Genomic DNA, 18,103 nt, shown 5'->3' with positions numbered 1-18,103 from the left:
TGTCGCAAGGGAGCGCAATCGCATGCCACACGACGTCGACCGCCGGCCATCCGGACTGACACGCCGACAACTCATCCGCTACTCCGCCGTCACGGCCGCAGGCGTCGCAGCGCTCTCGGCCTCGCCGGCGTCGGCGGCCCCGCTCGCCCGCGCCGAGGCGATCCCCACCGGCCCCGCGCTCGACGGGTTCACCCGGCCCGCCGTCGCCACCGCCCCGCGGTTCCGCTGGTGGTGGCCGAACGGGCAGGTCGATCTCGAACAGATCGCCGCCGAAGTGCGCACCGCGGCCCGCGCCGGGTTCGGCGGGCTCGAGATCTCCGACGTGCACCACAGCGTCAAGAGCGGCCTCGACATCGACGAGTTCGGCTGGGGCGGCGCGCACTGGGTCGCAGCGGTCGAAACCGCCCTGGCGACGGCCGAGGAGGAGGGCATCGAGATCGACATCACCCTCGGCCCCTCCTGGCCCGCCGCGACGCCGAACATCACGCCGCAGTCGCCGGCTGCGATCAAGGAGATCGCGCACGGATCCGTCACCCTCTCGCCGGGCGCCGCCTTCTCCGGAGCTCTGCCCGAGCCGATCACTCCCCCGGAACCCGGCGTGACCGAGCGCACGCTCATCGGCGTGCACGCGCTCGAGATCGTGAGCGTCGCGAAGACCACGGTGCTCCGTCGCGCCAGCCTCGTCGACCTCACCGGCGAGGTCACGGGCGAACGCCTCGATTGGACCGCGCCCGCAACGGGCGGCTCCTGGGTGCTGCTCGCCTACTGGGAGCGCGGCAGCGGTCAGCGCCCCGAGGGCGGCGACCACACCGATCCGACCTCGTACGTCGTCGACCACTTCAGCGCCGCGGGCGCACAGACCCTCATCGACTACTGGGAGGCGAACCTCCTCACCGACCGCATCAAGAGTCTGCTCGGGTCGGTGGGCGGCAGCTTCTTCGAGGATTCGCTCGAGATCGAGACCCACGCGACGATCTGGACGCCGAAGGCCCGCGAAGAGTTCCAGCAGCGCATGGCCTACGACATCTCCCCCTTCCTGCCGGTGCTCGTCGAGACCAAGGAGAAGTACCTCTACGACTACGACGACATCGTCACCACGCGGGTGCGCGACGACTTCAACCAGGTGATGAGCGATCTCTACAGCGAGCACCACTTGATCCCCCTCCGCGACTGGGCTCACTCGTACGGCCTCGAGTACCGCGTGCAGGCGTACGGGCTGGAGCAGGATTCGATCGCCCAGGCCGGCATCGTCGACATCCCCGAGACGGAGTCGCTCGGGGCGAAGAACGTCGACGACTACCGCGTGCTCGCGAGCGGGCGCGACATCGCCGGGCGCACGCTGCTCAGCTGCGAGTCGTCGGCGTACCTCAACAAGGCGTACCTCAGCACGTGGCGCAACGACGTGCTCTTCACGCTCGCCGAGACCTTCTGCGGCGGCGTGAACCAGACCGTGCTGCACGGATTCGCCTACGCCGCGGCACCAGGGGCGGCATGGCCCGGGTTCGCCGCGTTCTCCCCCTACAACGGCGGCGTCGGCTACTCCGAGGCGTGGGGGCCGCGCATGCCCGTCTGGGCGCACCTCGATCGCGTCGCAGCGGCGATCTCGCGCACCCAGTGGGTGCTCCAGCAGGGGCGCCCGCAGTACGACATCGCATTCTTCCGGCAGAAGGGCTGGGCGCAGACCGGGATCGGCGCGCCGTGGGCGACGGCGGCGGGCATTCCGATCGGCTGGTCTCACGGCTTCCTCAACGAATCAGGCCTCTTCCAGGAGCACTCGGTGATGCAGGGCGGTCGCTTCGCGCCGCAGGGCGGCAATTACCGCGCGATCATCCTCGACATCGACCGCTTCCGCGGCAGCGAGGCGACCATGTCGGTGCGCGCGGGAGAGGCCCTGCTCGCACTCGCGCAGGCGGGCCTCCCCCTCGTCTTCTTCGGCAACTGGAGCGCGCCGGCGTCGACCGGGTACCGCGATGAGGCGACGAATCAGAGGGTGGTCGAGCTCATCGCGCAGATGCGGGCGCTGCCGAACGTCGCCGACGCAGCGGGCAACGACGACATCCCGGTGGCGCTCGATGCGCTCGGCGTCGGCCGCACCGTGAGCCACGCGAGTTCGACGCTGAAGCACATCCATCGCGTCGACGACGGCAACGACTACTTCTACTTCGTCAACGCCAAGCACAATCCCGCCAAGGATCGGCTCGCGCTGATCGAGCAGGACGTCACCGTGCTGGGCGCGTCGGACGCGCACGTGCCGTACGCGCTCGACGCATGGACGGGCGCGATCCGCCCCATCGCGGAGTACCGGAGGAACGGGGCCGCGATCACGCTCGCGCTCCGGCTCCAACCGGCGCAGTCGACCGTCATCGTGCTCGCGCCCGTCGGCTGGGCCGGAACCACGGCACCGCGGGCCGTCGTCGTCGAGACGAGCGGAGACGACGTCTCGGTGGCGCCGGATGGCGCCGTGTACCTGCATGCAACCCAGCCCGGCCCGCACTCGGTGCGATTCGCGAGCGGACGGGAGAAGCAGACGCTCATGCCCGCACTGCCGGAGCCGCTCGCCCTCACGGATTGGTCGCTCAGTCTCGACGACTGGCAGCCCGCCGCCGATGGCGCGGCGACGCATCACGTGACCCACCGGGTGGAGCGCGACGCCCTCGGCGCCTGGTCGCAGATCGGCTTCGCCGAGGTCGCAGGAATCGGCGATTACCGCACCACCTTCACGCTCGACGCCTCGTGGCGTCCGGGAACGGGAGGCGTGAGGCTCTCGCTCGGTCAGGTGCTCGACACCTTCCGCGTTTGGGTGAACAGCATGCCCGTCGACCACGTCGACCTCACCGACACCGACATCGACATCTCCGCCTACGTGCGGCTCGGCCGCAACACGCTGCGCGTCGAGGTCGCCTCACCCCTCATCAACCGGTTGCGCGTCGTCACCCCCGCCGTCTACGGCGTCGTCGCACCTCAGGCCTACGGCCTCAGCGGACCGGTGACCATCGCCCCCATCGGAAAGGCGCGGGTGGCTTGACCATGAGCTCCGTGCACATCATCACGAGAAAGTTCCTCATGACCCGTCGCTCCCCCCACCGCCGCGGACTGCCCGGAGTCGCGGTCGCGGCCGTCGTCGCATCCGCGCTGCTCCTCGGCCCCCTGGGGTCGACCTCCGCCCAGGCCGCCGACGCGACCATCGAGGGGAGCGTGACGGAGGCCGATGCTCCCGTCGCACGGGTCACGGTCTCCGCCTACCGCTGGGACGACGAGCGCGGCTCGTGGGACTTCGAGCAGGAATCTGAGACGGCGCCCGACGGCACGTGGGCGCTCGACTTCCTGCCCGACGGCGCGTACACCCTGCAGTTCGACACCTCCGTATCGTCCGCGCGGTTCGCACTGGGCGAGTCGCTCGGCGGCAACGCGACCTACGCGGACGACGAGCCGACGTTCGAGATCGCCGACGGAACGAGCCGAACGGCCCCGTTCGCCGAGCACGAGCTCGAGCGCTGGGGCGGCGAGGTCACCCTCTCGGTCACCGATGGCGACGAGACGCTCATCGATCTCGACGACGCGGTGGCGCAGCTGCGGGGCATCGATATGAGCGGAGACGCCGCGGAATCGCAGCGCGAGTACGCCGACGAGTCCGGCGTCGTGACGATCTCCCGAGTGCCCGCCGGCGGGTACGTGCCCTGGGTCGCCGCCAGGGGCGAAGCCGCGGCACCCGCGCCGACCGACGCGGTCGTCCTGCCCGGCGCCGCGGTCGATCTCGGAGCCGCCGCGCTCGGAACGGAGCCGGAGGGAGCGCTCGCCGGAGGCGCACCCGAGCTCTCCGGCGAGGCCCGCGCCGGAGAAACACTGACGGTCGTCGATCCCGCACTCGAACCGGCTCCCGAACGCGTCTCCCACCGCTGGAGCGCCGCCGGCAGCGCTCTCTCCGAGACCGGCGCATCGCTCGAACTCACGGAGGCGCTCATCGGCGAGTCGGTGACGGCATGGATGTTCGCGCACCGGGCCGGCGCTGCGCCGTTCATCGGCCTGGTCGCCTCCGACCCCGTCGCGCCCGCTGCGGCCGGCGCCGAGGCCGATGCCGCGGCGTCCGGAGCGGAAGCCGCAGCCGACGCATCCGGGTCGAGCATCGCGGGCGGCGCGGCCGCGGGCGACTCGGACTCCGCTGGTGCCGACGCCTCGGCCGCATCCGGCGGCGGATCCGATGCGGGATCGGACGGGGCGGGCGCCGGTGCCGGCGGGTCCGGCGGGGGCGACGGGTCGGAGGACGGCCCGCTGCCGGTCACCGGAGCCGAGCTGACGGGCATCGTCGCGCTCGCGCTCGCGCTGCTCGCGGGCGGGGCGATCCTCGTCCTCCGCCGTCGCAGCCGACGGGAGCCGTCCGCCCTCGGATCCGAGTGATGCAGAGGTGGGCGTCACCATCCGGTGGCGCCCACCCGTCGCACCGAGTACCCTGGCCCCTATGCCCGAGCGGGTCGATCCGCTGCCCTCGACGAAAGACCGCATGACACACTCCGCACCTCTGCGCGACGCCCCGAGCGTCGACGAGCCCACGGATCGCGCAGCTCTCGGTCCGTCCGTGACCAGCCCTCGTCTCGCGCACGTCCCCGATGCAGCCCCGCCTGCGACCGCGTCGCAGCGAAGGCCGCGCGCCGCCGCCGCTCGTGTCTTCGCATCCGTCAGCGTATGCGGGCTCGTCGCAACGCTCGCCCTGCCCCTGGTGCAGCAGCCCGATTCGGCGGATGCCGCCGCAGCCAACCAGCGGCTCTTCTCCGAGGTGTCCATCGACGACCTGCCGTCGTCACTCGCCGACATCGACGTCGTCGACACCGACGCGCCCTCCCCCGTCGGGTACTCGTTCCGCGCCAGGTCCGTCGTCAACTACCCGTTCGCCACGCCGGTCGCCCTCACCGACCCGTTCGGCTACCGCACCGCGCCCGTCGAGCAGTTCCACGATGCGCAGGACTTCGGGGCCGCCGCGGGAACCGAGATCCTCGCGATCGCCGACGGCATCGTCTCCGAGGCCGGCGAGGCCACCGACGGCTGCGGTTTCGCACTCACCATCGACCACGAGATCGACGGCAAGGAGGTGACGAGCCGGTACTGCCACATGCAGACCGACTCGCACTCGTGGGAGGTCGGCGATCGCATTCGGATGGGCGAGATCGCGGGCCGCGTCGGCTCGACGGGAATCTCGTTCGGCGCCCACCTGCACCTCGCCCTGCGCGTCGACGACAAGCCGGTGGATCCGATGCCGTTCCTCGCCAAGTACTACCGCACCGACCGCACCGACCGCACCGACCGCACCGAGCCGACGACTCCCGCGACGGGAGCCGGAGCGGCCCAGTCGCCCGGAGGCCAGACGGTGGAAGGCGAGTCGACTGGCGAGTAGGAAGGCGGGCTCGTCGGACGCGATCGCCCGCGCGGCCTACGCCTCAGCGGCCGACTCGGCCGAGGTGGCCCGCGCCCAATCGGCCAGCTTGGCCGATGCCCTCCCCGAGTCGATGGCCTCTGCCGCGACCTCCAGCTTCTCCGCGAGGCGATCGAGCAGCGCGCGCTCGGCCGACTCCGGCTGCTGCGCCAAGTCGAAGGCCACGAGCCCTGCGGCGGCGTTCAGCAGCACGATATCGCGCACGGGGCCCCGCTCGCCCGCGAGCACGCGGTGCACGACCTGCGCGTTCTCATCGGGCGTTCCTCCGACGAGATCGCCGATCTCCGCGCGGGGCAGACCCAGGTCGCGCGGATCGATGTCGTGCTCCGTCAGGCCGCCGCGGCTCACCTCCCAGAGGCGCGAGTGCCCCGTCGTGGTCAGCTCGTCGAGCCCGTCGTCGCCGCGGAACACGAGCGCCGACGCTCCGCGCAGCCGGAAGACGCCGACGAAGATCGGCACCCGGTCGATGTCGGCGACTCCGACCGCGGAGGCCTCCGGTCGCACCGGATTGCACAACGGCCCGAGGAAGTTGAACACCGTCGGGATCCCGAGATCCTTCCGAGCCGCGGCGACGTGGCGGAACCCGGGCAGGAAGCGGGCCGCGTGCACGAAGGCGATCCCGGACTCGCCGAAGGCGCGCGTGAGCTGGGGGCCGTCGAGCGTCAGATCGATGCCGAGCGCGCTGAGCACGTCCGAAGAGCCGGAGAGACTGCTCGCAGCCTTGTTCCCGTGCTTCACCACCGGTGCCCCCGCCGCCGCCGCCGTGATGGACGCCATCGTGGAGATGTTCACCGTGCCGAAGCGATCGCCCCCGGTGCCGACGATGTCGAGGGACATGGCCGGGAGGTCGAGCGGCAGCGCTTCCGCGAGAATGGCGTCGCGGAAACCGATGACCTCATCGACCGTGACCCCCTTCGACCGCAGCGCGACGAGGAAGGCCCCGATCTGCGCGCCGCTCGCGTCGCCCGTCATGAAGCGCGACATCGCCCACTCGGCTTGCGAGACACTCAGGTCGTCGCCCTCGAGCAGCGTGGTGAGTACGGTCGGCCAGGTCCGTTCGTCGATCATGGGACGATTCTATCGACGCCGGAAAACGGCATGATCACGCCACTTCATCGGATGAATGCGGTGCCGCGAGTGCGCAGCGGAGACGCTCGGAGACGGTAGGCTACCGGGGAAGGCTGCAGAAAGTTCGGCTCGCCGTGTCCGGGTGAAAATGCACACCTGACTTTCAGCCATAATGGAAGGGTGACAACGACCACTATGAATACCAAGTCAGCCGTGCCCGCGGTAAAGCGACCGAATCTCGTCGCCGTGGGCACGATCGTGTGGCTCGGCAGCGAGGTCATGTTCTTCGCGGGCCTCTTCGCGATTTACTTCACGCTGCGCGCCATGAACCCCGAGCTGTGGGCTGAGCAGACCGAGAAGCACAACTTCACGTTCGCGCTGATCAACACGCTCATTCTGGTCGCGTCGTCGTTCACCGCGCAGGCGGGCGTGTTCGCCGCCGAGCGCATGCAGCCGCGCGCCACCGGTGCGAGCCCGAAGAAGTGGGGAACCGTCGAGTGGTTCTACCTGACCTTCTTCATGGGAGCCATCTTCGTCGCGGGCCAGGCGTACGAGTACGCCACCTTCGTCTCCGAGGGCATCACACTCGCCTCGGATCCGTACGGCTCGGCCTTCTACATGACCACCGGCTTCCACGGCATCCACGTCTCGCTGGGCCTCGTCGCCTTCCTGCTGGTCATCGGCCGCATCTACGCCGTCAAGAACTTCACGCATAAGGAAGAGACGACCGCCGTCGTCGTGTCGTACTACTGGCACTTCGTCGACGTCGTGTGGATCATCCTCTTCATCGTCATCTACGTCCTCAAGTAGGGTCAGGAGCAATCGACATCATGGCTCGCGCCAAGAAGAATCTTCGCAAGTCCGGCCGCCGGCACCCGCTCGCAACGGCCGCGCTCGTCGCCGTGGGACTGCTCGTGACCGGTGCAGCGTACGCCGGCTTCAGCCAGACCTCGGCGACCGCAGAGGTCGACCTCACCTCCCCCGCGACCATCGAGGCCGGCGAGAAGCTGTTCGGCGCGAACTGCGCCACGTGCCACGGCGCGGCAGCAGAGGGAACGCCCGACGGTCCGACGCTCATCGGCGTCGGCGCGGCCTCGGTCAATTTCCAGGTCGGCACCGGCCGCATGCCGCTCGCCTTCCAGGGCCCGCAGGGCATGGTCAAGCCGCAGCAGTTCACCGAGGAGCAGACGCTGCAGATGGCAGCGTACGTCGCTTCGCTCGCCCCGGGACCGGGCCTCCCCGAGACCCAGTACCTGCAGGCCGACAGCGACGACGAGGGCATCGCGAGCGGCGCCGAACTCTTCCGCATCAACTGCGCGATGTGCCACAACGTCGCTGCCGCGGGCGGCGCGCTCACCGAGGGCAAGTTCGCTCCGAAGCTCACCGGAGTCGCTCCGACGCACATCTACGAAGCGATGATCACCGGGCCGCAGAACATGCCCGTCTTCAACGACGCGAACATCACGCCGCAGGAGAAGGCCGACATCATCTCGTACCTCAAGTACATCGAGAACCAGCCCGCGGTCGGCGGCATCACGCTCGGATCGATCGGCCCCGTCGCCGAGGGTCTGTTCATCTGGGTGATCGGATTGGGAGCCATCATCGGCCTCACCGTCTGGGTCACTGCGAAGTCGAACTAGTCGGCGACGCGTCACAGTTTTCATGAGTCAGGAGTCAAGGAGCAACATGGCAGAGGAAGCGAAGAACAACGGCGGCGATCACGCCGCCGTCGTTGCCGCCGGCCACGGCTCGGTCGGAGCAGGCGCAGGCACTGCGGTCATTCCGTCCGACGCCGTGCAGAATCCGGGCCTTCCCCCGCACCGCAAGCGCGTGACGGATCTCGATCCGCAGAAGGAGAAGAGCGCCGAGCGCACGGTCTACAGCCTCTTCTACCTCTCGATCGCGGGCAGCCTCGGCGCCGTGCTCGCCTACATGTTCTTCCCGATCGAAACGGGTGAACTGCTGGCGATCCGCCTGCACACGATGTTCGTCGGCCTCGGCATGGCACTCGCCCTGCTCGCCGTCGGCATCGGTGCGGTGCACTGGGGCAAGGCCATCATGGCCGACCACGAGTCCGTGGACTACCGCCACCCGGTCGCCAGCGACGCACCGACTCGCGAGGCATCCGCAGAGGTGTTCAAGCTCGCCGACGAGGAGTCGGGCTTCTCCCGCCGCTCGCTCGTGCGCAACAGCCTCATCGGCGCACTGATCGCGTTCCCGCTCCCCGGCATCACCCTGCTGCGCGGGCTCGGACCGCAGGATCGCGACCCCGTCGAGCTGGCGCACCACACGATGTGGGCCGAGGGCGTGCGCCTCGCACGCGATCCCTCCGGCGTGCCGATCAAGGCGAGCGAGGTCACCATCGGGTCGGCCTTCCACGTCATCCCCGAGACGCTCAACCACGAGGACTTCGAGAAGATGACCCTCGACGAGCGGGGCGGCAGCGTCCACCTGCTCGACGCGAAGGCGAAGGCCATCGTGCTGCTCATGCGCCTCAACCAGGAGGACCTCCGCGAGCTCCCCGAGCGCACGGACTGGTCGTACGACGGCATCGTCGCGTACTCCAAGGTCTGCACGCACGTCGGCTGCCCCGTCGCGCTCTACGAGCAGCACACGCACCACCTCCTGTGCCCCTGCCATCAGTCGCAGTTCGACGTCTCCGAGCACGCGAAGGTGATCTTCGGCCCGGCGAAGCGCCCGCTTCCCCAGCTGCCCATCACCGTCGACGACGAGGGCTACCTCATCGCGCAGAGCGATTTCCATGAACCCGTCGGCCCGAGCTTTTGGGAGCGCCTCAAGTGAGCAGCACTGTCACCGAATCCCCCGCGTCGAGCCAGCAGGCTCAGAACGGCTCGAGCCGCTTCACGGCCGCAGCCGCGAACTACCTCGACGAGCGCACGAAGATCGGCGTCGCGGTCAAGGAGTTCGGCCGCAAGGTCTTCCCCGACCACTGGTCGTTCCTCCTCGGCGAAGTGGCGCTGTACAGCTTCGTCGTCATCCTGCTCTCGGGCACCTTCCTGACGCTCTTCTTCCAGGCCTCGATGGTCGAGACGCACTACACGGGCCCGTACGTGCCCATGAAGGGCGTCGAGATGTCCGTGGCCATGGCCTCGACGCTCGACATCTCGTTCTCGGTGCGCGGCGGCCTGCTCATGCGCCACGTGCACCACTGGGCCGCGCTGCTCTTCGTCGCGTCCATCGGCCTGCACATGCTCCGCATCTTCTTCACGGGTGCGTTCCGCAAGCCTCGCGAACTCAACTGGGTGATCGGCTTCGTGCTCTTCATCCTCGCGATGGCAGAGGGCTTCACGGGCTACTCGCTCCCCGATGACGTGCTCTCGGGCAACGGCCTCCGCATCATCGACGGCATCATCAAGGCGATCCCGGTCATCGGAACCTACCTGTCGTTCTTCTTCTTCGGCGGGGAGTTCCCGGGCACCGCGATCGTCGGCCGCCTGTACATGCTCCACATCATGGTGCTGCCCGCGCTGGTGATCCTCTTCATCGCGCTGCACCTCGCCTTCGTCGTGATCCACAAGCACACGCAGTACCCCGGCCCGGGCAAGACGCAGCAGAACGTCGTCGGCTTCCCCGTGCTGCCGGTGTACGCGGCGAAGGCCGGCGGGTTCTTCTTCATCGTGTTCGGAGTCATCGTGCTCATCGCCTCCTTCGTCGGCATCAACCCGATCTGGAACTACGGCCCGTACGACCCCTCCCCGGTCTCCGCCGGTACCCAGCCCGACTGGTACATCGGTTTCGCCGACGGCATGCTCCGCCTCATTCCGCCGGGGCTCGAGACCGAGTGGTTCGGCTACACCTGGTCGTGGAACATGCTCATTCCGCTCGGCCTCATCGGCCTCTTCATCGTGCTCGTCATGATCTACCCCTTCATCGAGGCGTGGGTCACCGGCGACAAGCGCGAGCATCACATCCTGGACCGTCCCCGCAATGCACCGACTCGCACCGCGATCGGCGCCGCCGGCGTCACGTTCTACGCCGTGATGTGGGCGGGAGCGAGCTCGGACCTCATGGCGACACACTTCCAGCTGTCGATGGAGGGCGTGATCCACGGTCTCCAGGCGCTGCTGATCCTCGGCCCGATCTTCGCCTACCAGGTCACGAAGCGCATCTGCCTCGCCTTGCAGAAGAAGGACCGGTCGATCGCGCTGCACGGCTACGAGTCGGGTCGCATCGTGCGGATGCCCGGTGGCGAGTTCATCGAGGTGCACAAGCCGCTCGACGAGTACGAGTCGTGGCAGCTGGTGAGCTACCACGATTACGCTCCCCTGATGCTCCGCCCGAACGACGACGGACGCATCCCGTTCGGCAAGCGTCTGCGCGCCGGGTTCAGCCGCTGGTTCTTCGAGGACCGCATTGTTCCGCCCACGCAGGGCGAGATCGAGCAGGGGCGCCACGAGGGTCACTGACCCGCGTACGCACCACTGAGGCCGAGCCTCTGAGCGAACCCCGGGTGTTGCACTGAATCGCAGTGCGACACCCGGGGTTTCTCGTTGTCTCGGCAGTCGCAGGCTGCAAGTGATAGAGCGCTTCGCGCGCTCGCATCCCGCGGTCGACGCTCCACGCGCGGGTCGCTTGGGGACCCGCGTGATGACCTACGCGTTATCGATCGACGCCGCGGGTGCGAAGCGCGCCGGTTCGTTGTCCGGGCGGCGGCACAACACAGTCCTCTGCTCGGCATCTCGATTCGCCGATACTCCCTCGACTCCACTCGACACCCCGCCATAATCGAGCACTCCCCTTCGGGAACGCCCGACGTTCCCGCTCTCGGCAGCCATCCCGCCGTCGCGCTCTCTGCCCGCGCACTCCCTCGCGTGCTCTCCCTCGCGTGCGCCCTGTCCCTGACGCCCGCGAGGGCCAGGCACCGCACATTCCCAGTCCCGCATTCCGGGTGAGCAGTTCCTGTGGTCGGCCGACCCGCCGACCCGCAAGAACTCCTCACCCGCACGGGCGGGACGTTCGAACGCCGACGTTCCTAGGTAGAGGTGAACGATTTGCGTCGCAGCGCCGAGCCCGCGCACCCAGCGACTACTCGCGCTCGAGTTGCGCGCGACACCACGGCCGGGGTCTTGCTGCAGGTGAGCAGTTCAGGCAGCCCAGAGCTCGTGAGACCGCACGAACTGCTCACCCGTGGCGAGGCAGCGGGTGCGCGGCGCGCGGCACGGCACGAGGGGTATCGTGGCGATCGTGGCGCTCCCCCACGGCGCACTCCGAGCGAGCAGCGCGATGGGGACGGAAGGTTCACGAGCAACGTCGCGCTCAGAGCCCGGCCGTGCCAGCACACCAGCACGCCAGCACGCCGGCACGAGAGCGCCTCGCCCGCGCATACCGCCGTACGATGTTCGAGGCCGCCGTCTCACGCCTGAGAAGGGCTGGGCGCCGAGCAGAGGCGGTCACTCCCGCCCGAGCGCGCGCTCGATCATCGCGACGCCGGCGGCGCCGTACGCCTCCGCGAAGTCGGATTCTCCGAATGCGTCGCGGAAGTCGACGAGCAGCGGGAGCAGATCGCCGGTGAGCTGCGGCGCGCAGACCACCGCAAGCGCCTGCAGAACGGTGCGTTCCGCATCCGCGAGAAGTGCTTTTGCACCCGAACGCGAGTACGCGCGAGCTCGGTCAGTCGGGAGCTCCCCTGACCCTGGCGCCTCGCCCGTAATCACTATGCGCGTCGCCGCGGCGCAGGTCTCGAGGAAAAGTGCCTGCTTGTTCGCGAAGTTCGCGTAGACGTGCGGTTGCGGCACGTCCGCGCGAGCTGCGATGGCCGCGGTTGACGCGCCGTGAAAGCCGAAGAGGCCGAACTCGGTGAGTCCGGCCTCGATCAGGCGTTCACGATTCTCGCCGGGCCTTCTCCGGGCGCGACGTGCGCTCATCGTTATCCGAGCTCGAGAATCTTACGGTAGTGCTCCCCAACGGCTTCGAAGCCGCGGTGGTTGTAGAACGAGCCGAAACGCGCGGTGGAGGCCGAGAGCTGACGCACTCCGCGCCCCATGCAGTAATGCTCGTTCGCCTGCATCAGGCGATCGCCGACGCCCTTTCCGCGCGCACCCTCGTCGACGACGATCTCCTGCAGGTGCGCCGTGAGGCCGGGAGCGTGCAGCAGGCGCGACACCGTCATCAGTGAGTAGCCGACCACCGTGTCGTCGAGCTCCGCGATGAAGAGCACGTTCGTCTCCTGGTCGCGGTGCCGCAGCACGTTGTCGTACGCCACCGAGAACTCGTCACGGCCGATCGGCTCGCGACCGGTGGTGAACTGACGCGCGAGCCCGAACACTGCTGCGTCGTCGTCTCCGCGACCTCGCCGGATGATGATGCTCACTCCGTGCCTTCCTTAGCGGGCGAAGTTGCCGCGGTAGTACTCGTACACCCAGCCGACCACCGCGACGATCACCACGGGGAGCGACAGGAACGACAGCCAGAAGTTGAACCCGATGCACAGTCCGAGAACGACGAGCGAGGCCCCGAAGGCCAGGACGATCGGCCACCAGCTCCAGGGGCTGAACTCGCCGAGCTCGGGATCGCCGTCGTCGATGTCGGAGTCGTCGCGGTCCTCGACGAGCACGCCGCCCTGCTTGCGCTGCACGAGCATCAGGTAGGAGGCGATGAAGCCGGTGAGGCCGCCCGAGAGCAGGATCGCGGTCGAACCGGCCCACTCCGGGTAGCCGTGGGACAGCATATTCCACACGGTGTAGACGGCGGCCAGCACCACGAGGTAGACCGTCAGAATCCAGAAGATGACGATATTGGATTTCATTGCTCGTTACTCCTCAGCTCACTGCTTCTCAGCGAGCTCGCGCTCGGTCTGCCGCACCGGTTGTTCGACGCCGCTGATCTCGGGGTGGTTGAGATCGAACGCCGGCGACTCGGAACGAATGCGAGGAATCGACGTGAAGTTGTGGCGCGGCGGCGGGCAGGAGGTCGCCCACTCGAGCGAGCGGCCGTAGCCCCACGGGTCGTCCACGGTGACCTTGGGCGCACGACGCGCGGTGAGGTACACGTTCAGCAGGAACGGAATCATCGAAGCGCCGAGAATCATCGCGCCGACCGTGGAGAGCTGGTTGCCCCAGGTCACGCCGTCCGACGGCAGGTAGGTGTAGTAGCGGCGGGGCATCGCCATGACGCCCAGCCAGTGCTGCACGAGGAACGTCGTGTGGAAGCCGATGAAGAGCACCCAGAAGTGAATCTTGCCGAGGCGCTCGTCGAGGAGCTTGCCCGTCCACTTGGGCCACCAGAAGTAGAAGCCGGCGAACATCGCGAACACGACGGTGCCGAACACCACGTAATGGAAGTGGGCGACGACGAAGTACGTGTCGGAGAGGTGGAAGTCGAGCGCCGGCGATGCGAGGATGACGCCCGTCAGACCGCCGAACACGAAGGTCACCAGGAAGCCGATCGACCACAGCATCGGCGTCTCGAAGGTGATGGAGCCGCGCCACATCGTGCCGAGCCAGTTGAAGATCTTCACGCCGGTGGGCACCGCGATGAGCATGGTCATCAGCGCGAAGAAGGGAAGGAGGACCGAGCCCGTGACGTACATGTGGTGCGCCCAGACCGTCATCGACAGAGCGGCGATCGCGATGGTCGCGTAGATGAGCGTCTTGTAGCCGAAGATCGGCTTGCGGCTGAACACCGGGAAGATCTCGGAGACGATGCCGAAGAACGGCAGCGCGATGATGTACACCTCGGGGTGGCCGAAGAACCAGAAGAGGTGCTGCCACAGAATGGCGCCGCCCTCTCCGTTGTAGATCTGCGCACCGAAGATGCGGTCGGCAGCCAGGCCGAACATGGCGGCGGCGAGCACGGGGAAGACGAGCAGCACGAGGATCGACGTGATGAGCGTGTTCCAGGTGAACACCGACATGCGCCACATGGTCATGCCGGGAGCGCGCATCGTGATGATCGTCGTGATGAAGTTCACGCCGCCCATGATGGTGCCGAAGCCGGACACGCCGAGGCCGAGCACCCAGAGGTTGCCGCCGACGCCCGGCGAGTACGTCATGTCGGAGAGCGGCGCGTACGCGAACCAGCCGAACGAGGCTGCGCCCTGCGGGGTGAGGAAGCCGCCGACCGCGATGAGCGATCCGAACGTGTACAGCCAGAAGGCGAACGCGTTGAGTCGCGGGAACGCGACGTCGGGGGCGCCGATCTGCAGCGGCATGATGACGTTCGCGAACCCTGCGAACAGGGGCGTGGCGAACATCAGCAGCATGATGGTGCCGTGCATGGTGAACAGCTGGTTGTACTGCTCCTTGGTGGCGATGACCTCGAGACCGGGAGCGAACAGCTGCGCGCGGATTACGAGGGCCATCAGGCCGCCTACCAGGAACCACACGAAGGAGCTGATCAGGTACATGTACCCGATCACCTTGTGGTCCGTGGACGTCAGCCACGAGACAATGACATTGCCCTTCTTCATCTTCTTGCTATCCCTCGTTACTCGTTCTGAGCCTTCGCCTGGTCACCCTCGAAGTGATCCTGGTTCGGGTTGTATTCCTCGGGCACCTGACCGGTGTTGCCGGCCTCGCGCAGCGTCTCGATGTACGCGTCGTACTCGTCCTGCTCGACGACCTTGACCTCGAACAGCATCATGGAGTGGTACTCGCCGCAGAGCTCGGCGCACTTGCCCATGAACGTGCCCGTCTTGGTCGGGGTGAAGCTCATGTAGTTCGTCTGGCCGGGGATCATGTCCTTCTTGTAGAGGAACTCGACCACCCAGAAGGAGTGGATGACGTCGCGCGTCTCGAGACGGATCTCCGTCGTCTTGTCGACCGGGAGGTAGAGCACCGGCATCGTCTCGGGCTGCGCTTCGCCCTCGTCGTCGGTCTGAACCTGGACGCCCTGGAAGTACACGTCTTCATCGACGTAGTTGAAGTCCCACGACCAGCGCTTGCCGACGACCTCGACGACGTTCTCGGGGTTGTCGTAGCGCGCCTCGATCTTGCTCTGCTCCTGCGCGGTGAACGCGAAGAAGCCGATGACGAGGATGACCGGGACGACGGTGAAGAACGTCTCGATCGGCATGTTGTAGCGCAGCTGGACCGGCAGTCCGGTCTGGCCCTTGCGGCGGCGGTAGGCGATGGTGGCCCAGATGATGAGCCCCCACGTGATGATGCCGACCGCGAGCAGTACGATCCAGGAGGTGACCCACAGGCCGGTCACTCCGTCCGTGTGGTTCGTGGCACCTTCCGAGCCGGCGGGGAGGAATCCCCGCTGCTGCTCGGGGGTGCAGCCCGCCAGGATCAGCGCTGCGGAGAGCGCGACCGGGGCTGCGACCCATTTCATTCGACGATTGGAACGCACCGCATACCTTTCGAAAACGTTGTTTCGCCGCACGCATGCGAGCGAAGCTGATGACTCCCTGACAGCTTAGCGCGAACGAGAGCGTTCCCCGAACCACCGGGGGGTGTCGCGAAGATCGTTCGAGCGGACGCGTCTCGCCGGCGTCAGCTGAAGCTGTCGCCGCACGCGCAGCTGCCCTGCGCGTTCGGGTTGTCGATGGTGAAGCCCTGCTTCTGGATGGTGTCCTCGAAGTCGATGGTCGCACCGTTCAGATACGGGATGCTCATCATGTCGACGACCACCCCGACGCCGTCGAAGTCGACGACCGCATCGTTCTCGAGCTCGCGCTCGTCGAAGAAGAGCTGGTAGATCAGGCCGGAGCAGCCGCCCGGCTGCACGGCGATCCGGAGGCGGAGGTCGTCGCGGCCCTCCTGCGCGAGGAGGCTCGCGACTTTGTCGCGGGCCGCAGCGCTCAGCTGCACGCCGTGCGCCTGCTCGATGGCTGAGGCGCCCTCCGGTGCGATCGTCTCGGTGCTCATGCGTAACTCCTTGCTCACGTCGTGATCGTTCGCGCCCCAGTCTACCGCTCGGGCGCGGCGAGGAGCGGACGCAAGTCGCGGTACGCTAGAGGTCTTCGGCGAACGCCGGGTGAGGTGGCGCGCACAGCGCTCGGAACGGGAGGATCTGCGTGGCTCAGAAGGGCGCTGCGAACGAGCAGGGTGCAACGGACGGCAGCGAGGCCGTCGTCGGCAAGGGGCGCCCCACGCCCTCGCGCAAGCAGGCGGAGGCCGCGAACGCACGCCCGATCGTCGGCTCCCGCGACAAGGCCGCGATCAAGGAGCAGCGCCGGCAGCAGGCGGAGCTGCGCGAGCGCGCACGCGTCGGCATGATGCAGGGCGACGAGCGCTTCCTCGGCCCGCGCGATCGCGGCCCGCAGCGGCGCTTCGTGCGCGACTACGTGGACGCGCGCTGGAACGTCGGCGAGATGCTCATCCCGATGATGCTGGTCGTGCTGGTCATGACGTTCATCCCCGGCCCGGTGCAGGTCATCAGCCTGTTCGTCATCTGGGCCTTCGTCGGCCTCGCCGTGCTCGACGCGGTGTTCCTCGGCATGCGGCTCAAGCGGAAGCTCGCCGAGAAGTTCGGCGAGGATCGCGTGCAGCCGGGCTACCGCTGGTATGCGGCGATGCGCGCGTTCCAGTTCCGCCCGCTGCGCGCTCCGAAGGCCGTGGTCAAGCGCGGCGCGTTCCCGAGCTAGAGCTGCTCGCCGGGCGCGCCGCTCCCCCGGTAGCCCGCCCGCAGGAGCCCTCGGTTGATGCTGCGCGCCCACAGCGGCCCCGCGTATATGAAGGCTGTGTAGCCCTGCACCAGCGTCGCGCCGGCGCGCAGGCGCTCCAGGACGTCGAACGCGCTCTCCACTCCGCCGACCGAGATCACGCAGAACTCCGGATCGGACTCCGCGGCGCGGATGCGCCGGAGCACTTCGAGCGAGCGGTCTCGGAGCGGCTCGCCGGAGAGTCCTCCCGCGCCCATGCGCGCGATCTCCTCAGCGGAGGCGCGGAGGTGCTCCCGCGACACCGTCGTGTTGGTGGCGATGACGCCGTCGAGGCCGAGCCGTTTCGCGAGTGCGACGATCCCGTCGATCTGCTCGTCCTCCATGTCGGGGGCTATCTTCACGAGCAGCGGGGTGGCGCCCGCCGCTTCGCGCACGGCGGCGAGCAGCGGCTCGAGCAGCTCGAGTTCCTGCAGTCCGCGCAGACCCGGCGTGTTGGGCGAGCTGACGTTGACGGCCAGGTAGTCCGCGATCGGGGCGAGTCGCTCGGTGCTCCAGACGTAGTCCGCGACGGCATCCTCGACCTCGGTGACGCGGCTCTTGCCGATGTTCACGCCGATCACGGGCCGCCGCCGGCGCAGCCGCGCGCGCTCGATGCGGGGCACGGCCGCGGCCGAGCCGCCGTTGTTGAACCCCATGCGGTTGATCAGCCCTCGATCGGCGACGAGCCGGAACATGCGCGGCTTCGGGTTGCCGGGCTGCGCGTGGCGCGTCAGCGTGCCGACTTCGATGTGCCCGAAGCCGATGGCGCCGAGCCCGGCGATGGCGGTCGCGTTCTTATCGAAGCCCGCCGCGAGCCCGAAGGGGCTCGGGAACGTCTGTCCGAGCGCTCGCACGCGCAGGTCGGGATCTGGGCCGCAGATCCGGCGCATCGCGCGGCCGGCCAGCGGAACCGCTTGAATGACGCGGAACGCCCAGTGGTGGGCGGTCTCGGGGTCCATGCGTCGCAGGACGGTCTTGAAGAGAATCGGGTACCAGCGCATCGC

16 protein-coding genes and 1 pseudogene are annotated in these 18,103 nt (G+C 68.2%); 8 read left to right on the top strand and 9 right to left on the bottom strand.

Annotated features, from left to right (window positions below):
* The first annotated feature begins 22 nt into the window (after window positions 1-22).
* From BLT44_RS09940 to BLT44_RS09930, 3 genes are all read left to right on the top strand, one after another.
* The gene (locus BLT44_RS09940) at window positions 23-3,025 is read left to right on the top strand and encodes a glycosyl hydrolase (RefSeq protein WP_010157245.1); all 3,003 of its coding nucleotides are present in this window, start codon (window positions 23-25) and stop codon (window positions 3,023-3,025) included.
* Between the two features lie 38 nt (window positions 3,026-3,063).
* Complete coding sequence (locus BLT44_RS09935; protein ID WP_176783277.1) at window positions 3,064-4,395, top strand: carboxypeptidase-like regulatory domain-containing protein; 1,332 nt, start codon at window positions 3,064-3,066, stop codon at window positions 4,393-4,395.
* A gap of 61 nt (window positions 4,396-4,456) precedes the next feature.
* Window positions 4,457-5,386, top strand: a complete 930-nt coding sequence (locus BLT44_RS09930) for a M23 family metallopeptidase (RefSeq protein WP_010157248.1) — start codon at window positions 4,457-4,459, stop codon at window positions 5,384-5,386.
* A 36-nt stretch (window positions 5,387-5,422) separates the two neighbouring features.
* Here the strand turns inward: BLT44_RS09930 and trpD are convergent, their stop codons facing one another.
* Window positions 5,423-6,493, bottom strand: a complete 1,071-nt coding sequence (gene trpD, locus BLT44_RS09925) for an anthranilate phosphoribosyltransferase (protein ID WP_010157249.1) — start codon at window positions 6,491-6,493, stop codon at window positions 5,423-5,425.
* Window positions 6,494-6,688: 195 nt separating this feature from the next.
* On the opposite strand from trpD, the gene ctaE reads away from it, so the two are divergent.
* From ctaE to qcrB, 4 genes are read left to right on the top strand one after another with little or no spacing between them, the layout of a single operon-like run.
* Window positions 6,689-7,303: an aa3-type cytochrome oxidase subunit III gene (gene ctaE / locus BLT44_RS09920; protein ID WP_010157250.1), complete on the top strand. Its 615-nt coding sequence runs from the start codon at window positions 6,689-6,691 to the stop codon at window positions 7,301-7,303.
* 20 nt (window positions 7,304-7,323) lie between these two features.
* Window positions 7,324-8,133, top strand: a complete 810-nt coding sequence (gene qcrC, locus BLT44_RS09915) for a cytochrome bc1 complex diheme cytochrome c subunit (protein ID WP_010157251.1) — start codon at window positions 7,324-7,326, stop codon at window positions 8,131-8,133.
* Window positions 8,134-8,179: 46 nt separating this feature from the next.
* A complete protein-coding gene (qcrA, locus tag BLT44_RS09910; protein WP_010157252.1) occupies window positions 8,180-9,295 on the top strand; it encodes a cytochrome bc1 complex Rieske iron-sulfur subunit in 1,116 nt (371 codons plus the stop codon).
* Complete coding sequence (qcrB, locus tag BLT44_RS09905; RefSeq protein WP_010157253.1) at window positions 9,292-10,920, top strand: cytochrome bc1 complex cytochrome b subunit; 1,629 nt, start codon at window positions 9,292-9,294, stop codon at window positions 10,918-10,920. Before qcrA ends, qcrB begins: the two co-directional genes overlap by 4 nt.
* 984 nt (window positions 10,921-11,904) lie before the next feature.
* Here qcrB and BLT44_RS15930 read toward each other — a convergent pair.
* The 7 genes and pseudogenes from BLT44_RS15930 to BLT44_RS09875 form a co-directional block, all read right to left on the bottom strand.
* Entirely contained in the window at window positions 11,905-12,045 is a 141-nt protein-coding gene (locus BLT44_RS15930) for a hypothetical protein (RefSeq protein ID WP_244887475.1), read from the bottom strand.
* A 159-nt stretch (window positions 12,046-12,204) separates the two neighbouring features.
* Window positions 12,205-12,378 (bottom strand): annotated as a pseudogene (locus BLT44_RS16165) (TetR family transcriptional regulator); the annotation flags it as partial.
* A gap of 2 nt (window positions 12,379-12,380) precedes the next feature.
* A complete protein-coding gene (locus BLT44_RS09895; RefSeq protein ID WP_010157256.1) occupies window positions 12,381-12,824 on the bottom strand; it encodes a GNAT family N-acetyltransferase in 444 nt (147 codons plus the stop codon).
* Window positions 12,825-12,836: 12 nt separating this feature from the next.
* Window positions 12,837-13,259, bottom strand: coding sequence for an aa3-type cytochrome oxidase subunit IV (gene ctaF, locus BLT44_RS09890; protein WP_010157257.1), 423 nt, complete (start codon window positions 13,257-13,259; stop codon window positions 12,837-12,839).
* An 18-nt stretch (window positions 13,260-13,277) separates the two neighbouring features.
* Entirely contained in the window at window positions 13,278-14,921 is a 1,644-nt protein-coding gene (gene ctaD / locus BLT44_RS09885; protein WP_010157258.1) for an aa3-type cytochrome oxidase subunit I, read from the bottom strand.
* Window positions 14,922-14,938: 17 nt separating this feature from the next.
* Window positions 14,939-15,787, bottom strand: coding sequence for an aa3-type cytochrome oxidase subunit II (gene ctaC / locus BLT44_RS09880; protein ID WP_010157259.1), 849 nt, complete (start codon window positions 15,785-15,787; stop codon window positions 14,939-14,941).
* 161 nt (window positions 15,788-15,948) lie between these two features.
* Window positions 15,949-16,323 (bottom strand): HesB/IscA family protein, encoded by a 375-nt coding sequence (locus BLT44_RS09875; RefSeq protein ID WP_010157260.1) that lies wholly within the window; start codon window positions 16,321-16,323, stop codon window positions 15,949-15,951.
* Window positions 16,324-16,472: 149 nt separating this feature from the next.
* Between BLT44_RS09875 and BLT44_RS09870 the strand changes: the two genes are divergently transcribed.
* Window positions 16,473-17,042 (top strand): DUF3043 domain-containing protein, encoded by a 570-nt coding sequence (locus BLT44_RS09870; protein ID WP_010157261.1) that lies wholly within the window; start codon window positions 16,473-16,475, stop codon window positions 17,040-17,042.
* Here the strand turns inward: BLT44_RS09870 and BLT44_RS09865 are convergent.
* A complete protein-coding gene (locus BLT44_RS09865; protein ID WP_029608339.1) occupies window positions 17,039-18,100 on the bottom strand; it encodes a quinone-dependent dihydroorotate dehydrogenase in 1,062 nt (353 codons plus the stop codon). The genes BLT44_RS09870 and BLT44_RS09865 overlap by 4 nt on opposite strands.
* Window positions 18,101-18,103: the final 3 nt, after the last annotated feature.

This window comes from Leucobacter chromiiresistens, from assembly GCF_900102345.1.
Lineage (GTDB): Bacteria > Actinomycetota > Actinomycetes > Actinomycetales > Microbacteriaceae > Leucobacter > Leucobacter chromiiresistens.
The sequence above is the reverse complement of the archived record's forward strand: the minus strand, read 5'-3'. Positions and strand labels throughout refer to the sequence as shown.